Below are 20,530 nucleotides of genomic sequence, written 5' to 3'. Positions count from 1 at the left end.
GAGCGGTCATGGACTTCCCCATCCCCTCGAAACACGACGCCCCTCCCAAGATGCTGTGGTGGGAGTTCGACCAGGCCATGATTTTCATGGGCGGCACGGTCTTCGGCATCTTGTCCGGGTTTCTGTTCCTGGGGGTGGTGGTTGGCGTATGGGGCGTGCGCTGGTACGGCAAGAAGAAGGCCGGCAAGCACAAGTTCTACGTGGTTCACATCATGTACTGGTTTCTCCCCAGCGAATGGGTCTTTTCCTTCCCCTCGCTGCCACCTTCCTCAACGCGCGAATTCATCGGTTAAATCATGGACACAGATAACTATTTTGGCCAGCTGGACGCGGCGAATCGGAAGAACAGCAAACTCCAGTGGGTGGTCGCCGCCTGCGTTGCAATTATCCTCATTCAGGCCAGCTCGATCCGCGCCCAAACGGGCGAAACGAAGACGGCCTTTCTTCCACCCGAAATCCAGCGGCCATTCTGGATCAGCTCTGAAGATGCTTCACCCGAATACTTCGAGCAAATGGGACAGTTCATCAACTCGCTTCCACTGAACGTGACGCCCGAGACAGTCGGGCAGGCCTGCAAGCAGTACCTCACATATGTGTTGCCACGCGACCGCGACGCATACAAGAAGAAATGCGACTTTACCGCCGCGCGCGTCAAGCGCGACGGCGCAAGCCAGAGTTTCTCGACCGGCAGCATCAGGACCGACGCGAAAAACCGCCGCGTCGTCTTCACCGGCGTCCTCACGACGGTCATTTCCGACAAGGTGTACCGCAACAACGAATCCTACGTCCTGCAGTTCGTCCATTCGGACGGCCGCTTTTACATTGGCAATCATGAAAAGGCTGATCCAAATGACCCATTTGCGCAGAAGAAATAGGCCCATCCTCGCGATGGCACTTGTGGCCGCCCTGTTTTCGTCGAACGCCCTGGCCGTCCAGATTATCGAGGCCGGTGACGGAGCGACGATCTACGCCAAGGTCAGCAAGAAGGAAATGACGCGTCTCAGCATCGACCGCGGCCGCGTGGCGTCGTTGCGCGTCAAGGACGGCGAACTGGCGATCGATCCCGATGACGAGACTGGCCAGCTCTTCCTGTCTATCCCCGGAGGCGACAAGGCCGGCGCCGTCAAGCCTATCAATGGCTTCCTGACCACGGACTCGGGTCATACCTATACGCTCATCCTGCAGGTCGTCGACACTCCGTCTGATTCGATCGTTATCAAAGAGCCGCGCGCGAAGCAGGCGGCGGCCAAGAACGACTTCAAGAGCACCAGTTACGACAAGGCCGTCAAGCGCCTGGTATCGGCGATGGCGAACGACGAGGTGCCCGACGACATGCAGATCAAGGAAATCGGGCAGCGCCTGGACTTGTGGCAGGAAGCTGCGATGACACTCGAACGCCAGTACGTCGCCGGAGACATCGTCGGTGAACGTTACCTGGTCGCCAACGTATCGAAGGACCCAATGGTCCTCGACGAGCGCGAGTTCTATCGCAAGGGCGTCAGCGTAGTTGCCTTGGACCAGCTCAACCTGGCCCCGGGCGCCTCCACCCGCCTGTATGTCATCAGGGAGAAGGCCCAAAATGAATGATATTTCCCCAACCGTGCGCGCCAAGCGCAAGCAAATCTACATGGCCGTGGGCGTCATCACCGGAATCTTCGCCGTGGCCGCCGTCGGCGTAGCCATGACGTCGAGCAGCGAGCCAGCGCTCGGCGTCACACGCAAGGCCGACATCCAGACCAAGTCGTACATTGCACCCGGCGAAGCGGTCGACCCGAAAGAAGCGTGGCGAGGCGCGTCCGATTCGCGCCTCAACAATTTGGAACAGAAGCTTAGTTCGCTCGAGGCGGAAAATCGCATCCTCAAGGGCCAGATCGGCACGAAGACAGGGGCGGCGCCTTCCGGCAAGTCTGCAGAGCAGATGAGCGACACGGAACTGGACAAGCGCCTGGCTGAATACGAGCGTAGCGTAGAGAAGCCGAAGGATGGCTACCCGGCCGGCACACCGGCGAGTCCGGTGGCCGGCCAAGCCGCGCCTCCACCAGCGAAGCCCGGGACAGCGCGTGCGCCGGGAGTTCCCGCCGCTCCGCAAAGCGCTGCTGCCGTTCAGCCAAGCGGCTTCCTGACGGTGCGCGTGGCGCCATCGCGCCAAGCCGATGGTCTCAAAACAGCAGCAGCCGGACAAGCGGAGCAGGGCGGCGCCAAGAAGACCGTCAAGACCACCCAGAACTATCTCCCACCCGGCATGTTCGGTCAGGCCCTTTTGCTCGCCGGTCTGGATGCCCCGACCGGCGGTCAGGCGCAGTCTAACCCGCATCCGGTTCTACTGCAGCTGCATGATCTGGCCAAGCTTCCCAATCGCTATCGCTACGACTGGGCTCAGTGCCTTGTGACCGGCGCAGGTTACGGGGATCTGAGCAGCGAGCGTGGCTACATTCGGACGGAAACGCTGTCCTGCGTTTCCAAGGATGGAAAGGTGCTGGACGTTCCGCTCAAGGGTTATATCGTCGGCGAGGACGGCAAGGCCGGCATGCGGGGGCGCCTTGTAAGCAAACAAGGCCAAGTCCTCGGCAATGCCTTGCTGGCAGGCGTCGTGTCGGGCATCGGAACCGGCTTGGAGCGCTCTTCCAGCATTCAGTCAATCTCGCCGCTTGGATCGACAACCAGCATCAAGCCCGGCCAGGAATTCCAGTCCGGCATCGGCTCTGGGGTTGGCAAGTCGCTCGACCGCCTCGCGTCGTACTACATCAATCTGGCTGAAAAAATGTTTCCCGTTATCGAAGTCGATGCCGGCCGCATGGTCGATATTGTCATTACACAAGGAGTGCTCGTCGATGTTGACCTTCAAGATGAATAACTTTCGCGCGCGAAAGTTAATGGCGGCGCTGGCCCTGGCCGCTCCGGCTCTGTCCTTCGCCGGCAGCACGCCGACGCCCGCAGCGCCCAATCCAGCCGCGACGGCCATGAGGCAAATGCTCGCCCAGCGCTACCCCAACACGAAATTCGGTGACATCCAGCGCAGCGCCGTCCCCGGGCTGTGGGAAGTGTGGATGGGCGCGAACGTTGCCTACGTAACCGATGAGGGCCGCCATTTTGTCTTCGGCCACCTCTACGACATGCAGACACAAACCGACCTCACCGCCGCGAAGAGGGAACAGGTCAATCTGCAGATCGAAGCGGCCAAGCCGAAGCTGATATTTGCCGACCTGCCTCTCTCGGACGCCATCAAGACCGTGCGCGGCAACGGGCAGCGCAAGCTGGCCGTGTTCTCCGACCCGCACTGCCCGTACTGCCGGGACCTTGAGAAAGAACTGAGCCAGGTAGACAACGTCACGATTTACACGTTCCTATTCCCGATCGGCTCGATTCATCCGGAAGCGGCGGACGTGGCGCAGTCGATCTGGTGCGCGAAGGACCGCGCCGGCGCGTGGAAGGCCTTCATGGCCACCGGGAAGTCGCCCCAGTCGCAGCGCTGTGCCGCGCCGATCGAGCGCAACGTCGAGCTGGCCAACAAGGCCGGGATCGGCGGAACGCCCTACATCATCTTCACCAACGGCGACAAGGCAGCGGGTTTACTCGATTCCGCCAGCCTCGAGCGCCGGTTGTCCCGCAATTAGCCTTGGAGGTCTCCATGTACGCACGCCTTATCACGCTGGCAGCAGCCGTATCCTTTATCAGCGGATGCGGTTCGATTACCGGCTTTACGGACTCCGGCTCGAAGTTCGCCTGCAAGGCTCCAAATGGCGTCACCTGCACGTCGGTGAGCGGCGTATACGCCAACGCCCAGCAGGGCAACTTGCCGGCGCTGCAGACAGGCACCCGCCCTACGATGGCCAGCTATGCCATGCCGACGGGCGGGGCGGCGCTTCCACTTGCAGCCGCCGGCATGCCAATCCGCAGCCAGGCGCGCGTTCTGCGCATCTGGGTGGCCCCATGGCGCGACGACGAGGACACGCTCCACGACCAAAACTACATGTACGTCATGGTCGACCAGGGCAAGTGGCTTGTCGAGCGCAGCCGCGAGTCGACCGTCAGGAAGACCATGACCCGCCTGCGCCCGCTCGGCCAGCCCCGCGCGGCGTCAGCGGCGCAGCCCTCGAACGAGCAGTCCGCCTCCGCCGGCACGCTTGCCAGCGTTCGCAACGACGCGGGCGCGCAGGCGTCGGCGCGCGAAGCGACCGTCGTGCCAGGCGACACGGAGGAATCCAAATGAGTATTGCCGCCACCATTCGAGGCAACCTTGCGCAGCTGTTCTCTTTTATGGGCGGCGGCGAAGAACAGGCCTATGAACCGCAGCCAATGAAGGCGATGCGGGAGATTACCAACACGGAGAGCTTCGCGGCGCTGCTGCCGCACTGCGCATTCCACGAGGTCGATGGCCTGTTTGTCCTCGATACAGGGGAGCGCAACGCCAAGGGAAAAGCCGAGGCGCTGGGCATGTGCATCGAGATCTCGCCGCAAACCGGCGCCACCGTCGAGATGATCAATATCCTCGCGCCCATCGTCGGCGGCGCGCCAGGCGGCACGTTCATCCAGATTTCGATGTCGGGCGGTTCGAGGATCATCGACAAGATGATGAGCGCTGCGCTGTTGCGCAATGCGCCATCGGCCGACCCGGCCGATGACGGCGACAAGCGGAGCGACAATATCTACCGGGTCATGTCCCGCCGGCGCACCGAGTTCTACCTGCGCGGCACGCGTAAGCGCCTGGTGCCGCACATGCCGTTCCTGATCCGCGACTTTCGCATCGTATTGACGGTGGCGATTCCATGCGATCCGCGCGACGTAAAGGTCAGTGATGCGCTCGTCCGCCAGCGCGACGGGATTCACGCCACGCTGAAGGCAGCCAATTTCGATTGTTGGAACTGGGGGCCGACCGAGCTGATTAACTGGTGCTACGAACTGACCAACCCGAATAAGGTACTGAGCCGGACGGCGCATTACAAGAAGAATTACGACAGTGGTAGGCTCATCCGTCGTCAAATCGTGGACACTGACACGATCTGCCGGCCGACTGACGACGGTCGATCGCTGCGTTACGGCATGCCGGGCGATCCGAGTGAAATACATAGCAGGCTCTATAGCGTCAGCGGCTATCCAAAGGATTTTTCGCTTTGGACGATGGGACACCTGATCGGCGATTTTTACCAGGGCCAGCTGGGCTACCCCTGTCCCTTCGTCATCACGATGGGTATTCGTGTGCTCGATCAATCGGACCACAAGAACATCGCCCAGATGAAGGGCGCGCGCGCAACGACAAACGCGACGTCGCCGATGGCCCGTTTCATGCCTGAAATGCAGGACAAGAAGCGCGATTGGGACATTGTGAACCGGTCCTATGCCGAGGGCATGGGCGAGGTCGACATGTACCATCAGGTGCTTCTGATGGCGCCGCCAAGCGAGATCGACGCCGCCGAGACCTCGGCGCAGGCGATCTGGCGCTCCCGCGGATTCAATCTGGTGAGCCAACAGTACATGCAGGTGCCCGGGATACTGACGTCGCTGCCGCTCGGCTTCACGCCTACCATGCACCGCTTCTACAAGCGCACAGGTCTAATCTGCCGCAAGACAACTCTGAACGCGATCAACCTTGCACCGCTCATTGGGGAGTGGAAGGGGACTCCGACACCTGTGTTGAACCTGATCGGCAGGCGCGGCCAACTCATGGGTGTCGACCTGTTCGACAATAAGGGCGGCAACTACAACTTCTCCGTGGCGGCCTCGTCCGGTTCTGGCAAGTCCGTCCTGGCCAACGAGATCGCCAGCGGTTATCTGGGCGTCGGCGCCAAGGTGTTCATCATTGACGTGGGCCGCAGCTACGAAAAGATCTGCCGGCGCTACAACGGGGAGTACATCGAGTTCGTCAATAAACCGGGCTTTCAGATCTGCGTGAACCCATTCGATAACATCATCGACTTCGACGAAGACATGGAGATGGTGAAGCCACTGGTGGTGCAAATGGCCTCACCATCCGGAACGCTGACCGACCACGACCGTTCATTGATCGAGATGGCAATTGTCTCGAAGTGGGCCGAGAAGCAGAATCAAATGACGATCACCGACATCGCTGAATGGCTCACCGCGCACCAGGACCCGATTGCGCAACGCCTCGGCGACCAGCTCTTTCCTTACACCGTCAACGGTATGTACGGCAAGTATTTCGAGGGAAAGAGCAACGTCAACTTCGACAATGATCTGGTCGTGCTCGAACTCGAGGAACTGAACTCGAAAAAGGATCTCCAGAGTGTGATCCTGTTCATCATGATGTTCCGCATCACGCAGTCGATGTACCAAGAGTCGCGCGCCCGCAAGAAGGTTTGCATCATCGACGAAGCCTGGGACTTGATGGACGGCGCCAATTCAGGAAAGTTCATCGAAGTGGGCTATCGCAGGGCGCGCAAATATTTTGGCGCGTTCGGTACGCTTACGCAGTCGATCGCCGACTACTACAAGAACTCTGCCGCGCAGGCAGCGCTGGAGAACTCGGACTGGCTGTTTTTGCTCAAGCAGAAGAAGGAATCGATCGAACAGCTCGACCGCGGCGGTAAGCTCAAGCTCGACGAGGCGACCAAGCGCCTCATCACGTCCGTCAAGACGGAACAGGGTCTGTATTCGGAGATTTACATCAATTCCCCGATGGGCTCCGGCATCGGCCGCCTTCTGATCGACCCGTTCACCCTGCTGGCCTACAGCACCGACCCGACCGACTGGAACGCCATCCAGGAGTACCGCGATGCCGGCCTGTCGGTCACCGATGCCATCAATGCGGTGCTGGAGGATCGCGACCGGCACGCGGCGGGGAGGGCAGACGCATGAGCGAACATTTGACAGCCGGGGCCGTGCCGGCCAGGTCAACCGCGAAGTCCGCCGCGATCGTGGCTGGTCTGGTGGTGCTCGGCGCCTGCTTGGCCCTTCTCGTCGCCAGCCTGACCGGCCGCGTGCCGGGCAAGGCGAAGGCGCGCTTTGCCGTGGTCGACTTGGCGTCGGTCGTGCGCAAGAATCAGGAGGCTGCCGTATCCCTGCTGGCCAGCGGCACGGCCGACCAGCGCACACGCGACGCCACCCTGGCCGCAGCGCAGGGGTTCGGCAAGCGCCTCGACGCCGAGGTAGTCGAACTGAGCAGGGAATGCGGCTGCGTCCTGCTCATGCGCGAAGCCGTCGTGGCAGGCGAAGTTGAGGATTTGACGCCCGCCCTTCTATCCCGCTTGAACAAGCACTGAGGTCGCCATGAGAATACCTACCCTGAATCAATGGAAGTTCGTTGCCGGCGTGCTGGGCACGCATGCGCGTCGGCGCTGGTGGGCCTACGCCCTTGCCGGCGCCGGGTTCGCCTATTGTGGCGCGCATTACCGCATCGCGCTCAACATGTCCGACAGCCTGCCCGAGTCGATTTACCTGGTTGTGCTCGACGCGAAGCCAACCGCCGTCGGCGACTTCGTCGCCTTCGAGTGGCAGCGCAACGCCTTCTACCGCCGCGACTGGACCTTCGTCAAGCGCGTGGCAGGGATCGCCGGGCAAAAGGTCTCCGTGACCAACCGGGCCGTATTCATCGACGGCAAGCCGGTTGGCTACGCCAAGCCCCAGAGCCTGCGCGGCGTACCGCTCGAACCGATCAAGGAAGGTGTCATTCCTGAAGGATACGTGTACGCCCAGGCGCCGCATCCCGACAGCTTGGACAGCCGCTACAACGTCACCGGGCTGATCCAGTCGTCGCGGGTCATAGGAAAAGCGTATGCGATTTTCTGACCTAATCCTGCTGGGTGGCTTGGCGCTGGCGTCGTCGCTCGCGTCGGCGATCGACCACGGCCGCATCGGGCCGACGTATCCGATCAAGGAGCCCGACATGCTCGAATGGATCGAGAAGCGTGTCGCCGCCAAGGTGGCCAGCGGCGAGGCCTTGCGCTACCAGCAGCAGCAGACCGAAAAGATCGAGCGCAAGCTCCTGAACCCGGCACCGCTGCAGTCCGTGACGAAGGCGACGAAGGGCAGGACCGCCTACTACGATCCGACCTTTGTGGTCGACGAGAACGTGGCCGACGACCGTGGCCGCATCCTCGTCGCTGCGGGCACGACCATCAATCCTCTCGACCGTGTCGGCCTGTCGCGCCCCTTGATCTTCTTCGATGCCCGGGACACCTCGCAGGTGGCATTTGCAAAGCGCTTCCTTGACTCCCGCGCCGGGCTGGCCAAGCCGATCCTCGTTGGTGGCAGCTACTTCGACCTGATGAAACTTTGGGATACGCCCGTGTACTTCGACCAGCAGAGCGCCTTGATCCGCAAGCTCGGGATCAAGCATGTTCCAGCGATCGTCGTCCAGGAAGGAAAAAGGTTGAGAATCGATGAAATCGCTCTTTAAGCACCTCGCCGCAGCGCTCGCACTGTCGCTCTCGCTCGTGCCGCTCGCCGGCGCCCAGTCGACGACCACGCCGCCGGCCACCGCGACCGACACCTGCACCGGCAAGTTCATGAACCCGATCACGGACGTGTGCTGGTCATGCATTTTCCCGCTGTCGATCGGCAGCACCACGATCCTGCAGATGGGACAGGAGGACATCGAGAACGTGGGCTCCCCGATCTGCCAGTGCGGGGTTTTCCCGTTTGGCAAGATCGGCGTGAGCATCGGCTTCTGGGAGCCGGCGCGCCAGGTCGACGTCACCCGCACGCCCTGGTGCTTCACATCTCTTGGCGGCAAGAAGATCGGCAATGGCGCGTCCGTCCCCCATCCGTCCGTCAGCCAGGGCAACAAGGGCCGCCGCGCGTCCAACACTTCGCTCTATCAGGCGCACTGGTACGTCAATCCGGTGCTCTACTGGCTCGAGGTGCTGTCCGAAACGAGCTGCCTCGAACAGGCTGGCTTCGACATCGCCTACGTCACCGAGCTGGACCCGTCGTGGAACGATGACGAACTGGCTGTGATCCTCAGTCCCGATGTATTCCTGTTCGCCAATCCGGCCGCCCAGGCGGCGTGCGCTGCGGACTGCGTCGCCGCCACCATCGGCTTTCCGCTCTCGCTGATGCAATGGTGCGGCGGATGCCAGGGCTCGATGTTCCCGTTGAACGGGCATGTTCAGGCCCATGTCAGCGGACCGCAGGCCTCATCGCTCATCCTCCAGCGCTACGCGATGAAGCTGCACCGCGAATTTCTCGCGTTCGCCGGCAATGGCATACCGGGTTGGTGCGGCATGTATCCGGCCCCGGTCCTCGACAAGCGCATCTACAAGTATTCGATGCTGTACCCGTCTGCGCAAGGCAAGGGGCCCGACAACCGCTGCTGCCAGCCGATGGGCCGTACGACCCACCTGTGGAGCGCGGGCAAGGAATACCCCATCAAGGGCGAAGACTTCGCCTACATGATGTACCGGAAGCGCAACTGCTGCGAGCGCATCTACGGCTGGAAGAAATAAGACGCCCTTCGCATACTTGAACAGGTGAACCCATGAACTCCCCCACCCTACTTTCGCGCGCGAAAGTTACTATTGTGCTGCTTGCGGCCGCCTCGCTGGCGGCCGCGCAATCGAGCATGCCGGACAACGCCGCCATCGCGCGGCACGCGGCCACGCAGGCCCCGCGCTCGGCTGCGGCAATCAGCAAGGCAGAACAGCAATCGAAAAAGCTCCGCCAGCCAGTGCCCGATGTGTCGGCACCCACCGCGCTTCCCGCCCTCGATCCGGCCTCGATCGCCAAACGCTACGAAGGCATGGGTCCCGCAGAAGAGTCAGGCCTGTTTATCATGGTTTCGTTCTCGATGCCGCGCGAGTCGATCGAACGACTCGCGTCGCAGGCCAACAAGGCCGGCGCCACACTGGTCCTGCGCGGCATGGTGGACGATTCCCTCAAAAAGACCGCCGAGACTGTCGCCGATTTCCTCAAGCGCTATCCCGGCGCGCAGTTCCAGATCGATCCGACCGTATTCAAGCGCTTCGCCGTCGCGCAGGTGCCGGCATTTGTTATATCGACCCGACCGCCCGATACCAGTACCTGCGGAAAAGAGTGCGATCCGCGCAACACGTTCTCGAGCGTGGCGGGCGACGTGACTCTGGATTACGCGCTCGAGTACCTGGCCAAGCAGCGCGACGGCCGTTTCGCCGCCCTGGCCGAGACTCGCCTCAAGCGCCTGCGGAGCGCACCATGAATCTGCGCATCTTTAGTGCAGCGTTGGTGTCGCTGGTGGCTGCCGCTTCCGAGGCAAGCGGACAGGCAACCCAGGCCGAGGCGTTCGCCGACGGCAAGGCCCAGAAATCCAAGAACGCGGACATCAAGAACAGCATCAACGCCGGTGCCTTGACCAACGTCCCCGCCCAGGATGCAACGACAACCAACGACCTGAAAAGCATGTACGGCTCGAACCTGATCAATCAGGGCCAGAACAAGGTCACCGCCTGCGCATCCTATGTGCCCGGGTCGGACGCGTACAAGAACCAGGAATGCGAGACCGTGAACTACATGGTAGGCAATCCGACCACACGTCCGCAGTACGTGATCGACAAGGTCAATGACCCGCTGGTAGTCAAGAGCAACAATATCCGCAACACGCCCGGTGCCCATACTGCGGGCACGAGCGGCCTAGCCGGCAATTACTCGGCCTGCGTCAACCAGACAACCAACCAGCCCGCCAAGTACGACACCGAACGGTGCCAGGTCGGGCGTCCCGTTGTCGAGGGTCAGTGCGCGGCCACGCTCAACGTGACGTACACCTGGCAGGGCTTTGCCAATCAGCCCGCCGCTGACATGCGCTATGGCCGCTGTACCGCCGGCGAGGTGCGCGGCGACCAACTAACCATTCCTCTGACTAATGTCTACCGCACCGAGGAGCTGCAATGCTCCTCGCGTGCATGGGGCGGGGGCGTCTACATCCGCATTCTTTACAAGGACTGCACCGGTACCGAGGCGGAGCACGGTTATAACGCGACCGGATGCTCCGCGCCGCCCCACGTGTTGCTCGTCGATCCGCCACATCAGCCGACCGAGTCGTGCACCAACGCGCCGCGCAACAACGAGAACTGCTTTACCGCTGCAGGCGTTTTCACCGCCAAGGTGCAGGTACCCGTTTTCGTGGACAACTGGGACTATAGCGCGTGTGCGGACTTGAACGCCCACGGCGCCGTGATCCAAAACTAGGTGACAGCCATGCGCACACTCATTTTCCTCTTCGCGTTCGCCTTCAGCATCGACGCGACCGCCGCAAAGCAGTGCGGCATTATCAGCACTGCCTGCACCTCCGGCCCGATGACTGTCATGATCGACAATATGGAGGTGACCAGGGCGTGCTGGGAAAACACCACGCAATACGCCTGCCTCGAGGACGCCATCACCAGTTCCTGTGATTCGTCCATTGCAAAGGGCTGCACCGTGGGCAGCACGGCGTGCCAGCAGGGCGTCACGATCAATGGCGTCTTCCAATGCATCACCGAACAGCGCGAGTACACCTGCAAGGTCGCCGACGCCACCAGTTCGAGCAACGTCGACTGCGGATCGCAGCAATTCTGTGTCGAGGGTAATTGCTTCGACACCGGCAGCGTGCCCGACCCCGACTTCGCAAAGGCCGTGACCGCCATGGAGGCGGCGCGCGAAGCCGGGGTGTACGTTGACGAGAGCACTTTCCAGCTGTTCAAGGGCCAGGACAACCGCTGCTCGAAAAGCGTGCTCAAAAACTGCTGCAAGGGTGCCAACGCGCCGGTCAACGGCCTGACCAATCTTGCCCTGACCGGAGGCAGCGCCTACGTGCTCGACGTGCTCAACGGCGCCGGCATGAAGTCCACGCTAGCGCTTGGATTCGATCCCACGACGTTCGCGCTGTCCATCGCCGTGATGGTCGTGCAGCAGATGCTCCAGTGCGACAACGAGGAAAAGCTCGTGACCGTCAAGCGCGACCACCGACTATGTCATTACGTCGGCGAGTATTGCTCCAAGAAGATTAATCTCCTGTTTGCCAAGATCTGCGTCCAGCACAAGGAAACCTACTGCTGCTTCAACAGCAAGATCGCCAAGATCATCAATATGGCCGCACGCACGCAGTATCCGGGCTTCACCTGGGGCACGCCAGAAAAACCAAGCTGCCAGGGGATCTCGATCAACCAGTTCCAGGGTCTCGATTTTTCGGCAATCGACTTCAGCGACTTTTACGACGACATCAAGCCGAAGGGCCCCGACGAGAACGCGATCTTGAACAACGCCGTCAACAAGGTCAACTCGTATTTCAACAATTAAAGGTGCGTCTATGAAGATCCTATCGATGCTCGCGGCCATCACCGCTCTTTCGCTCCAGCCTGCCCACGCCGCCGAGCCGCAAAGCATGGTCCGCCAGGCGCTCGAGGACGGCCAGGCTACAGGGCGTGTGGACGGGCCGGTCGCCGAGGAAACCCGCAAGAGGCTCAATGCCACGGGCCCGCTAACGCTGGCGGTCAAGCGCATATACCGGTTCGACCAGCCGGGCTGCGCCCGGGTGCAGCTGGACTTCACCCAGGAAGCCGCGCTGTTGCCAGGTACCGCACTTCCCGTGCCGTACAGCTGGTCGACCCAAATGAACATTTGCGCCGACGGCCATCCGCCAGCCAATCTCAAACGGAGGGACTAATGAAACCCATAGCGAAATTCGCTGTTGCCGCGGCTGCGGTTATGGCCCTGACGGCCCAAGCCGCCGATACCACCCCTGCCCCGGCTCCGACCTACTGGGGCGGCTCCACGTGGCACGACCCGGACCGCGGCTTTCTCTGGTACGCATCGCCGAAGCCCCCCAAGTCGGACAAGCCCGAACAGCAGCCAAGGGTGAAAAAGGCTTACCAGCAGCTCACCAACAAGGAACTCGGCGCCGAGATCGAGCGCCTGCTCGCCCTCGCGGTCGAGAAACAGTCCCCGGAAGCAGTCAAGGAATACCTGTTCCTGCAGCAGTACGCGATGGACCGCGCGAGCAGCTTCTCCGACGTTTTCCGCCGCACTGTCTGGACCACGCCGGAACTCGACTACAGCCTGCGCAGCCGTCCGACCAACGCCATGGCCCTGGCCTCGTATGACCAGCAACGCGACGGCAAGAAGGCGACGGCGTCCGACCAGCTAGCCAAGACGCACGGCATGTTCTTCTTTTTTCGCGGCAATTGCACCTACTGCCACCAGCTCGCGCCGATCCTGAAGATGTACCAGCGTCAGTACGGCGTCGAGGTATTTCCGGTCTCGCTCGACGGCGGCACCATCGCCGCGTTCCCGAACGCGAAGCTCGACAACGGGATGTCGCAGAACTTCAACGTCAGCACAGTGCCTGCCGTTTTCCTTGCCGATAAGCGCAGCGGACGGATCCAGCCCGTCGGCTATGGCGTGATGTCGCTCGACGAGCTGGTCAACCGCGTGTACGTCCTCACCTCAACCCAACCCGGACAGGAGTATTAGTCATGATGGCAAAGAAACTCATTACCAGCGCCGTGGCGGCCGCCCTGCTCTGCCAGACGGCTGACGCCGGCGACAACGGCATGCAGCAGCTCTTCGACGACATGGGCGCGTTCGGCAACGTCACCGGTCCAGGCGCATACCGCGCCCAAAGCAGGAACATCGTCACCGGGGGAAATCTGTTCATGCGAGTGCCCCAACGCAACTACCATCCCGCCAGCGTGGCCCTGCCCAGCCTCAAGATGGGGTGCGGCGGCATCGACCTCTATGCGGGGTCATTCTCGTTTATCTCGAAGTCCGAGCTGGTAAGCATGATGAAAAATATCGGGTCGAGTGCCGTGTCCTACGCTTTCAAGCTGGCGCTCGACTCGATCAGTCCGCAAATCAACAAGACGCTTACCGAGCTTCAGCAGACCGCGCAGGACTTGAACGGCATGAACATCAATTCCTGTGAAGCCGGGGAAGCTGTGGCGCGCGGCGCCGGCGGCGACTGGCAGCGCACATCGCAGTATTTCGCAAAGGTTACGGCTCCTGTCACCGGCCTTTTCTCCGATCATAGTGAGGCGCGCGCCGCAGTCCAGGGCGACAACGCTAAGGTCAACCAGGCTGTCTCTGCCGTCACGGACGCCGCCGCCAAAGAACAAGTCCAGCCAGGCAACCTCGCCTGGCGCGCTCTCGCCAAGCTACCTGGCCTCGACGTCGAAGACCGGCAAATCCTGATGGCGTTGTCGGGCACCACCATTATCTCCCCGACCGAGCCTGCAAATGTCCAGCCGCTGTACAAGGAACCGAAGGCCATAACGATAAGGCAGTTCATCCGCGGAAACGAGAACGGAAAGATTCCTGTCTACACATGTGCTGACAGCAACGACGCTGACAAGTGCGTTGTGTTAGCAGACGGTGAGCTGGCCGTGACTCCCTACGCCAAGAAAGTCGAGACTCGGCTCCTGGCTATTGCCGAGAAGTTCAAGACCAACACCAAGCTGACCCCTGACGAGATCAGTTTTATCAACGTCACCGGTCTGCCGGTCTACAAGGCTCTTGCTGTGTCAACAGCGGCGCCGAACGTCGGCCTCGATACCATCTGGATCGGCAAGTACGCGGACCTGATTGCCGCCGAGTATGCCTACCAGTACATCGTCCAAGCCACGCATCAGATCAAGCAGGCGTATTCCCAGGCGGCGTCCAACGCACCAGCGATGGCGCAGGACGACATGAAAGCGATGTCGGCCAATGTCGAGCGTCTGAGAGTCGACGCCCGAGAAGAGTTACGCGCTGCCTATGGAAAGGTCGAGTCGGTGAATAAGATTGCCGACGAGATTATCTACATGGAGCGCAATCTGATCGCCAACCTGCCGGCTAATTTAGCCGGCAACCTTCGCTTCGCATCCGCAGGCAGGTAACCGGAGTTTCCCATGTCTTCCTTTACCGTGTACGCCTACTTCAACGTTGACCAATTGTCGACGCTGTTCGACGGAATCGCCGCGATCGCTGGCAGCGGCGATTTCATGGACATGTTTAGAATTGTGGCCATACTGAGCTTCTTGGTCTTCATAGCGGGGCTCGCCGTCAACAAGTCCCAGGAGCCTTTTGAATTTTTCCGCTGGTTGATCATCGTTGTACTGGTACATACGGTCCTGCTGGTCCCAAAGGCTGATGTTGTCCTCATCGACCGAACCGGGTCCGCTCCGCCCACCGTTCGCTCCAACGTGCCCGTAGGTCTCGCATTCTTCGCATCGGTTACCTCCCACGTTGGCGACGCTCTGACCAGGGCGTTTGAAACCGTATTCGCCCTGCCGGATGATCTCCAGTTTCAGAAGAACGGCATGATGTTCGGCAATACTATCCTTGTCGACTCGCTCCAGGCCACACCGACCAACCCTGCTTTCCGGGACGATCTCGCCAAATTCATCAACAGCTGCACCTACTACGACATGATCGCCGGCCGGATCTCGCAGGACGACTTTGCGCGCTCCGACGACGTTTGGACGATGATGGGCAACACGTCCAACACCCTGAGCACTCCCGTCTCGACTGCGCCCACCGGCAGCATGCTGTGCTCGGACGCCTACACCGACCTCTCCAACCGTTGGTCCGTCGAGATGACGGCAACCATGCAGGCCCGTGGCCGCGCCCTCAATCCCGGCGCACCCTCGAATGTCGCCGCTGCCGCCCTGCTTGGCTCGCAGATATCTAATTCGTACGCCCAGTTGACGAATATATCCCAGTCGGCGACCGCGATGCTAAGGCAGAACATGTCGCTGAATTCTGTGCGCGATTCGCAGATGGTGTCGGCGCAGCGCCTCGACTCAGCCAGCTCGGCCATTATCGGGGCCGCACAGGCTCAGGCCGAAATGACGGCTAACACGAACTACCTGACGATGGCCAGGGTTGCTGAGCGGGCAGGTCCCGTGATCCGCAATGTCGTCGAACTGATCTGCTACGCAGTATTCCCGCTGGTCGTCCTCCTCTTGATTGTCGCCGGCGAGCATGCGGGCAAAGTGTTCAAAGGCTATGTGATGTCGCTTGTGTGGATTCAGCTGATCCCGCCGTTGTACGCCGTCCTCAATTTCGCGATGACGAGCGCCTCACGGCATGGCTTGGTTGGAATCGCCGAGTCGTCCACTTCGGCGGCCGCAGTCACCTTGGTCAATATCGGACAGTTGAGTCAGCGTGGTCTGTCCGAGTCGGCAATCGCTGGATATCTAACACTCTCGATACCGCTGATCGCCTGGGCTTTGGTAAAAGGCGGAGAGGTAGGCGGAGCAGCCCTCTTCAGCGCAGTGATGGCGCCTGCGTCCGGGGCCGGTAGTGGTGCAGCGAACCAAATTGCCTCCGGTAACATCAACCAGGGCAACGTCTCGGCCGACACAACGGCGACGAACACGGTCAACGCGAACAAGTACGACACAGCGCCATCAGTGACCTCCGGTTTCACCAGGGTAACGAATGCGGCAGGTTCATCGATCAGCGGTGCAGATGGAACGTATCGCTACCAAGCCAACCAGAGTTCGCTCGGTTTCAATGCAAACTTCGGTCAGAAAATCGGCAATGCCCTGAGCACCGAGGCGGCCGAACGCCAGGAAGTTGCGGGCCGTGAAACTGCTGCGGCTACCCAGATGAAGACCGCTGCGCTGGTCGAGCGCATGGGCATTCTAAAAGCGTACTCCAACCAGCACGGCACCAACAGCTTGCAAGACGCGAGCCGCGGCTCCCGCTCTGGCCAGGCCGTCTCGCAACTGCAGCAGATCGCGGAGAACGTCAACGAGCGGCTCGGCTTGGCAGCTAGTTCGAGCGTGGGACAGAAAATCGTCGGAACCTTGTCGATGGGAGGTGCGGTCAAATTCGACGCCAAATTTGTCGCCGGGAAGGCTGGCGTGGAAGCCAGCAGGGTCAACGATGCTTCTAAACAGAAGACGTTCGAGACTGCCATGGGTTATGCAAGGGACCAACTGCGCAGCAGCAACGTGACGTCCGACCAAGCTTTATCAAGCGACTTCCGATCGTCCGAGGCGTATCAGTGGGGTGAGCAAAACCGCTCCGAGTCCGTGAGGGGTCAAGAGGCGGCCCTCACAAAGGCGACCCAACATACACGCAACGCGGAAGTCGCACAGTCTGAGGCATTCACATTGTCCAACCAAGCGCGCACAGTTTCCGAGAACTGGCTGCATTCGTCCATGAACTACGAGGGCTACTTGGCGAATCGATTGCATGAGGACGGCAAGCTCGATGCATTCAACATGCTTTACCAGACCAATCCGGAACGTGCCGCCAGCATGGCTGCGCGCTACCTTGCCGAAACAAACTTCGATGCTATGCCGAGCATGCCGCCAATTTCGTCCAAGATCCAAGATGTGCAGCAGGGCTCCCCCGAGCTCGCTGATAGGACGATCGCGGGCGAAACGAAGCGCCTTGGAGCGCCGGGCGATGCGACGGCCGGTGCCTATCGTAGCTATCAAGGATCGGTCCGCAGAGGCGGGTACGAGCAGCCTGAAGTCCACAACAATGTCGGCGAACGCGTTGAAGCGGCTGACAAGGTCACTAGGGCTGGCATCGACAAGGCAACCGGCGAGATAGACCCGCAGGTTTCGGCTGGCCGCGCACGTGCGGAGAATACGCTTGAGCGTTCCAAGATGGGCCCCGGGATGACCCCCGGTGAAAGCGAGCAACCCGCAAAGAACACTGCGGCTGAGCTGCAGGACAGAGCCCATAAAAGCCTTTTCAACAAGAACGATACCCCGCCGAAGAAATAGGCGTGGGATTACCGATTAGCACCTGCTGCTCTTGGGAGCCGCCGTATGAATGAACTGGGGTTTATCGCAATTGGTGTGATGTTGACGCTTGGCTGTCTGAGGATACTTGCTGCGATCGAGCGCGACGAGGAACGCCGGCGACGCCAGCAGGCCGAGGCAGTTCTACGGCGTCATGGAATGAGCATTGAGATGTATCTAGCCTCAGCTGGCGTCAGTGATCCGGAACTGGCCGACGCGCTCGACCATGTCGGCGCAACTGGCCACATCGTCACAGATCACTGCGGCTCTCCGGTGGGCGATCTCTGCCGGTGTGCCGGCACCGGCAGACCCTTGTTGGTCTATCGAGCCCGAAGAATTCGATTTTGAGAAGGAACGTTGAATGACACACGAACAATTATGGAACCTGTCGCCGTGCGCGCAGGAACAGTGCCTTTGTATTTTGCTGGAAATACTGCCGCCTGCTGTCCGTGAGGCGGCTATGGAAGTTTTCCAATGGCTGGCCACCGAGTATCCAAGTAGCGAACAGGTCACGTCAAACCAGATACTTCAGTGGATCGAGGACGTCCAGGCGCGCGACGCTCAGCGTAACAAGCCTGCAAGCGTTCACATTTTGCAACTCAGGAGAACGCCATGAATCAATTCGACCGCCTGCCCCTGATCGAAGAAGTGCTGAGCGATCCGGCCGCGTCCAACTGGTTGAAGCATGCCCTGATGGCGGCGTTGCAGAGGGACGCCGTCTACGCCGCCAATGACTCAACCCTACTTGCCGCGTTGCTCGACCGCCGCGCTGACGCTGTCCTGAGCTGCTGCCGGCAGGCGGCTACTGATGGTGCCGTCGAGCCGGTTCTGGAGGAAAGTCGACGCGTCCTAGGAGCAAACATCCGCATCATTCACTAGACGTGCTGCGGTCAAAACTTTTATTGCGAATTCTGTCCCGTGCCGATCTCACTTCTCCGTGCGTAGGCCTTAACTCTACTGGAGATAATCGATGGAAAATTTGGTGAACGTCCGTATCGAGTCTATCAACCCAAGCTTTAGATTCACCGCGTCCGATCTCAAGACCGTTTACGCGGTGTGTATCGATCGGTTCGAGGACCTGAACATGGAGCTGCGGTCCCTTCCAAGCGAACACCGCAGGAGAGAGGCCACAGCGGAAATGGCATGCGTGGAAGCAGTTCTGCGGCAGATCTGCAATGCTGGTATGGCTCCTATCCTCGACTGCGTCGCGACTGGTACTGCACTTTCCCTGTTGAATTCCTATAGCGACCCCGCCCTATTAGCCAGCGCCGCTGGGAGCAGATAGATGCGAGTTCAAATAGTTCTAACGTGAACAAGCAAGCGAACGAAGCGTTCGCATAGCAGGACGCGTCGGACTGTTTGTTGAGCTTGGATTGCCGCTACGCCATTTGGGCCGCGGCGCCCCCGCGAAATCCTATTGATGCAGCCAAGGCCGTCGTTCCCGAGTTCATTTAGACGTATCGGTATCGCGGTGCATAACGCCCCACGCCGGGGCAGCTGGATCAACCCAAGGGTTTCGATCGAACTCGTACGTATCTGCGCGAGTCTGAGATAGTTGGGCGAGTGCTTGGAGTATCTTTACCAGTTTTAGATCTCGTCTTCGCGGCTGTTGAGTCAGTAATTCGTCTCCAAGCCTTTCAGCCTGCTCTTTGTTCATTCTCCTGGTCATACTTCCTCCCGTTCATGCCTTACGACTTTCGCGCGCGAAAGAGTCATCTGTTGCAGGCAAACTTCCGTCTGGCTATTTACTGGTCTGCCGACGGGTACCTGTGTAGACACACCCGACAACACTGCCCTTTGGTGGGTGATACACGATTGCCTTTGTAAAATCGCATAATTGCAGCGCTGCTGGCGACTGCACCCAGCCTAAGTCCAGAATATCTCCTCGCTTACACCCCTTCAGCGCCTCTACCAATCCCTGTTCACTCTGTCCATTGGGGCCAACAAAGCATACTTTTTCAGCGCCGTTGTTGTTAGAACCACCGTTGTCTTGTGCGTATGTGTTGCTGCTCACAGCAATCGCTGTCGTAATTACAAAAGTTAGCATAGATTTCTTCATAGCTTTCTCCTCATAAAAGTTAAATTTCCATTGGGACACATCAACTCAAACGTGCAATCCGGTCCCGAAATGTCGGGTGGGTGCTGAACACCGCCTGCCATTGCGGAATGTCCCCCAGCACCCCGCCGACACGCTCGAGCGCGGTGCGAACATCGTTCCGGCCCACAACCCTTGCCGCATCCCGATCCGCCGCGAATTCCATTTGGCGCATCGTCCACAGCACGAAGAGGTTCGCCGGCAGCACGATCGCGGTCATGCTATGGCCGACAATCGCCAGCGAGAGCAGCGAGCCGTACATCGTCAATCGGATCAGCGAGTGCCGGAGCCGGATATGGCCGAATTCGTGTGCGAGGATGGAGCGCAGCTGCTGGTCGTCCACGTCCGCGGCCGCGCCGCTGACCAAGATCGTGACACCCCTGCCAATCCCGCTGACCATCACATCGAATTTCTCGCTCTCATACACGTAAAACTTCGGATTGGCCGTGCCGCTATCCCGGGCAATGCCGGCGCCAATCCGCCGCACGCGCCGTTCGCTGCTGCCGCGCACGGTTCGCCGCATCAACAGCAGCGGCCGTATCATCGGCTCGACCAGCAACCAACCGTAGGCGGCGCCAAAACACGCCCACAGCGTCACAGCGAAGCCGAAGCCGCCGTAGCCGGCAACAGCCTTCGCTAGCGACTCAATCAGCTCCACTATCGCCAACAGACTGACAAATAGAAGTAGGTATCGGGTTATGCGCGACGGCAACAATTCCATGTTTGTTCCGTTCAAAAGTCCTTCGTTTGTCCGTCATTCGGTGTCGTGTTCGAGCCGAGCGGTGATGTC

Annotated in this window: 23 protein-coding genes; 21 read left to right on the top strand and 2 right to left on the bottom strand. The window is 60.4% G+C overall.

Annotated features, from left to right (window positions below; all coding sequences use genetic code 11):
- Positions 1–8 precede the first annotated feature (8 nt).
- Genes traL through F2P46_RS25520 form a run of 21 tightly spaced genes read left to right on the top strand, consistent with a single transcriptional unit; the run spans position 9 to position 18,524 of the window.
- Positions 9–293 (top strand): type IV conjugative transfer system protein TraL, encoded by a 285-nt coding sequence (gene traL / locus F2P46_RS25620; protein WP_166895582.1) that lies wholly within the window; start codon positions 9–11, stop codon positions 291–293.
- Between the two features lie 3 nt (positions 294–296).
- On the top strand, positions 297–875 hold the full coding sequence (locus tag F2P46_RS25615) for a TraE/TraK family type IV conjugative transfer system protein (protein ID WP_166895580.1): 579 nt from the start codon (positions 297–299) through the stop codon (positions 873–875).
- Complete coding sequence (locus F2P46_RS25610) at positions 832–1,587, top strand: type-F conjugative transfer system secretin TraK (RefSeq protein ID WP_166895578.1); 756 nt, start codon at positions 832–834, stop codon at positions 1,585–1,587. Before F2P46_RS25615 ends, F2P46_RS25610 begins: the two co-directional genes overlap by 44 nt.
- Positions 1,580–2,854, top strand: coding sequence for a TrbI/VirB10 family protein (locus F2P46_RS25605; protein WP_166895576.1), 1,275 nt, complete (start codon positions 1,580–1,582; stop codon positions 2,852–2,854). The genes F2P46_RS25610 and F2P46_RS25605 overlap by 8 nt, the downstream gene beginning before the upstream one ends.
- On the top strand, positions 2,832–3,614 hold the full coding sequence (locus F2P46_RS25600) for a DsbC family protein (protein WP_166895574.1): 783 nt from the start codon (positions 2,832–2,834) through the stop codon (positions 3,612–3,614). The genes F2P46_RS25605 and F2P46_RS25600 overlap by 23 nt, the downstream gene beginning before the upstream one ends.
- Before the next feature lie 14 nt (positions 3,615–3,628).
- Complete coding sequence (locus F2P46_RS25595) at positions 3,629–4,210, top strand: TraV family lipoprotein (RefSeq protein WP_166895572.1); 582 nt, start codon at positions 3,629–3,631, stop codon at positions 4,208–4,210.
- Positions 4,207–6,813, top strand: coding sequence for a type IV secretion system protein TraC (gene traC / locus F2P46_RS25590; protein WP_166895570.1), 2,607 nt, complete (start codon positions 4,207–4,209; stop codon positions 6,811–6,813). Before F2P46_RS25595 ends, traC begins: the two co-directional genes overlap by 4 nt.
- Positions 6,810–7,217, top strand: a complete 408-nt coding sequence (locus tag F2P46_RS25585; RefSeq protein ID WP_166895568.1) for a TrbI F-type domain-containing protein — start codon at positions 6,810–6,812, stop codon at positions 7,215–7,217. The genes traC and F2P46_RS25585 overlap by 4 nt, the downstream gene beginning before the upstream one ends.
- A 7-nt stretch (positions 7,218–7,224) precedes the next feature.
- Positions 7,225–7,743: a S26 family signal peptidase gene (locus F2P46_RS25580; protein ID WP_166895566.1), complete on the top strand. Its 519-nt coding sequence runs from the start codon at positions 7,225–7,227 to the stop codon at positions 7,741–7,743.
- The gene (gene traW, locus F2P46_RS25575; protein ID WP_166895564.1) at positions 7,730–8,353 is read left to right on the top strand and encodes a type-F conjugative transfer system protein TraW; all 624 of its coding nucleotides are present in this window, start codon (positions 7,730–7,732) and stop codon (positions 8,351–8,353) included. Before F2P46_RS25580 ends, traW begins: the two co-directional genes overlap by 14 nt.
- A complete protein-coding gene (gene traU / locus F2P46_RS25570) occupies positions 8,337–9,401 on the top strand; it encodes a conjugal transfer pilus assembly protein TraU (RefSeq protein WP_166895562.1) in 1,065 nt (354 codons plus the stop codon). Before traW ends, traU begins: the two co-directional genes overlap by 17 nt.
- Before the next feature lie 32 nt (positions 9,402–9,433).
- Positions 9,434–10,129: a type-F conjugative transfer system pilin assembly protein TrbC gene (gene trbC, locus F2P46_RS25565; protein WP_166895560.1), complete on the top strand. Its 696-nt coding sequence runs from the start codon at positions 9,434–9,436 to the stop codon at positions 10,127–10,129.
- Positions 10,126–11,115: a hypothetical protein gene (locus F2P46_RS25560; RefSeq protein ID WP_166895558.1), complete on the top strand. Its 990-nt coding sequence runs from the start codon at positions 10,126–10,128 to the stop codon at positions 11,113–11,115. The genes trbC and F2P46_RS25560 overlap by 4 nt, the downstream gene beginning before the upstream one ends.
- 9 nt (positions 11,116–11,124) lie before the next feature.
- Positions 11,125–12,204 carry a conjugal transfer protein TraN gene (gene traN, locus F2P46_RS25555; protein WP_166895556.1) on the top strand — a complete coding sequence of 360 codons (1,080 nt, stop codon included), beginning with the start codon at positions 11,125–11,127 and terminating at the stop codon, positions 12,202–12,204.
- A gap of 10 nt (positions 12,205–12,214) precedes the next feature.
- Positions 12,215–12,571 (top strand): hypothetical protein, encoded by a 357-nt coding sequence (locus F2P46_RS25550; RefSeq protein WP_166895554.1) that lies wholly within the window; start codon positions 12,215–12,217, stop codon positions 12,569–12,571.
- Positions 12,571–13,377: a conjugal transfer protein TraF gene (gene traF, locus F2P46_RS25545; RefSeq protein ID WP_166895552.1), complete on the top strand. Its 807-nt coding sequence runs from the start codon at positions 12,571–12,573 to the stop codon at positions 13,375–13,377. Before F2P46_RS25550 ends, traF begins: the two co-directional genes overlap by 1 nt.
- Positions 13,378–13,379: 2 nt before the next feature.
- Positions 13,380–14,777, top strand: a complete 1,398-nt coding sequence (locus tag F2P46_RS25540; protein ID WP_166895550.1) for a conjugal transfer protein TraH — start codon at positions 13,380–13,382, stop codon at positions 14,775–14,777.
- Positions 14,778–14,789: 12 nt separating this feature from the next.
- Entirely contained in the window at positions 14,790–17,627 is a 2,838-nt protein-coding gene (locus tag F2P46_RS25535; RefSeq protein ID WP_166895548.1) for a conjugal transfer protein TraG N-terminal domain-containing protein, read from the top strand.
- Between the two features lie 45 nt (positions 17,628–17,672).
- Positions 17,673–17,993, top strand: coding sequence for a hypothetical protein (locus F2P46_RS25530; protein ID WP_166895547.1), 321 nt, complete (start codon positions 17,673–17,675; stop codon positions 17,991–17,993).
- 13 nt (positions 17,994–18,006) lie between these two features.
- Entirely contained in the window at positions 18,007–18,261 is a 255-nt protein-coding gene (locus F2P46_RS25525; RefSeq protein WP_166895545.1) for a hypothetical protein, read from the top strand.
- Positions 18,258–18,524: a hypothetical protein gene (locus F2P46_RS25520; protein WP_166895500.1), complete on the top strand. Its 267-nt coding sequence runs from the start codon at positions 18,258–18,260 to the stop codon at positions 18,522–18,524. Before F2P46_RS25525 ends, F2P46_RS25520 begins: the two co-directional genes overlap by 4 nt.
- Before the next feature lie 862 nt (positions 18,525–19,386).
- Here the strand turns inward: F2P46_RS25520 and F2P46_RS25515 are convergent.
- Together F2P46_RS25515 and F2P46_RS25510 are read right to left on the bottom strand one after the other, a co-directional pair.
- Positions 19,387–19,704, bottom strand: a complete 318-nt coding sequence (locus F2P46_RS25515; RefSeq protein WP_166895543.1) for a hypothetical protein — start codon at positions 19,702–19,704, stop codon at positions 19,387–19,389.
- Positions 19,705–19,744: 40 nt separating this feature from the next.
- The gene (locus F2P46_RS25510) at positions 19,745–20,461 is read right to left on the bottom strand and encodes a M48 family metalloprotease (protein ID WP_166895541.1); all 717 of its coding nucleotides are present in this window, start codon (positions 20,459–20,461) and stop codon (positions 19,745–19,747) included.
- Positions 20,462–20,530: the final 69 nt, after the last annotated feature.

Origin of the sequence: Massilia sp. CCM 8734 (genome assembly GCF_011682155.1) — a bacterium.
Lineage (GTDB): Bacteria > Pseudomonadota > Gammaproteobacteria > Burkholderiales > Burkholderiaceae_D > Telluria_A > Telluria_A rubra.
This window is presented reverse-complemented; position numbering and strand designations above follow the sequence as displayed.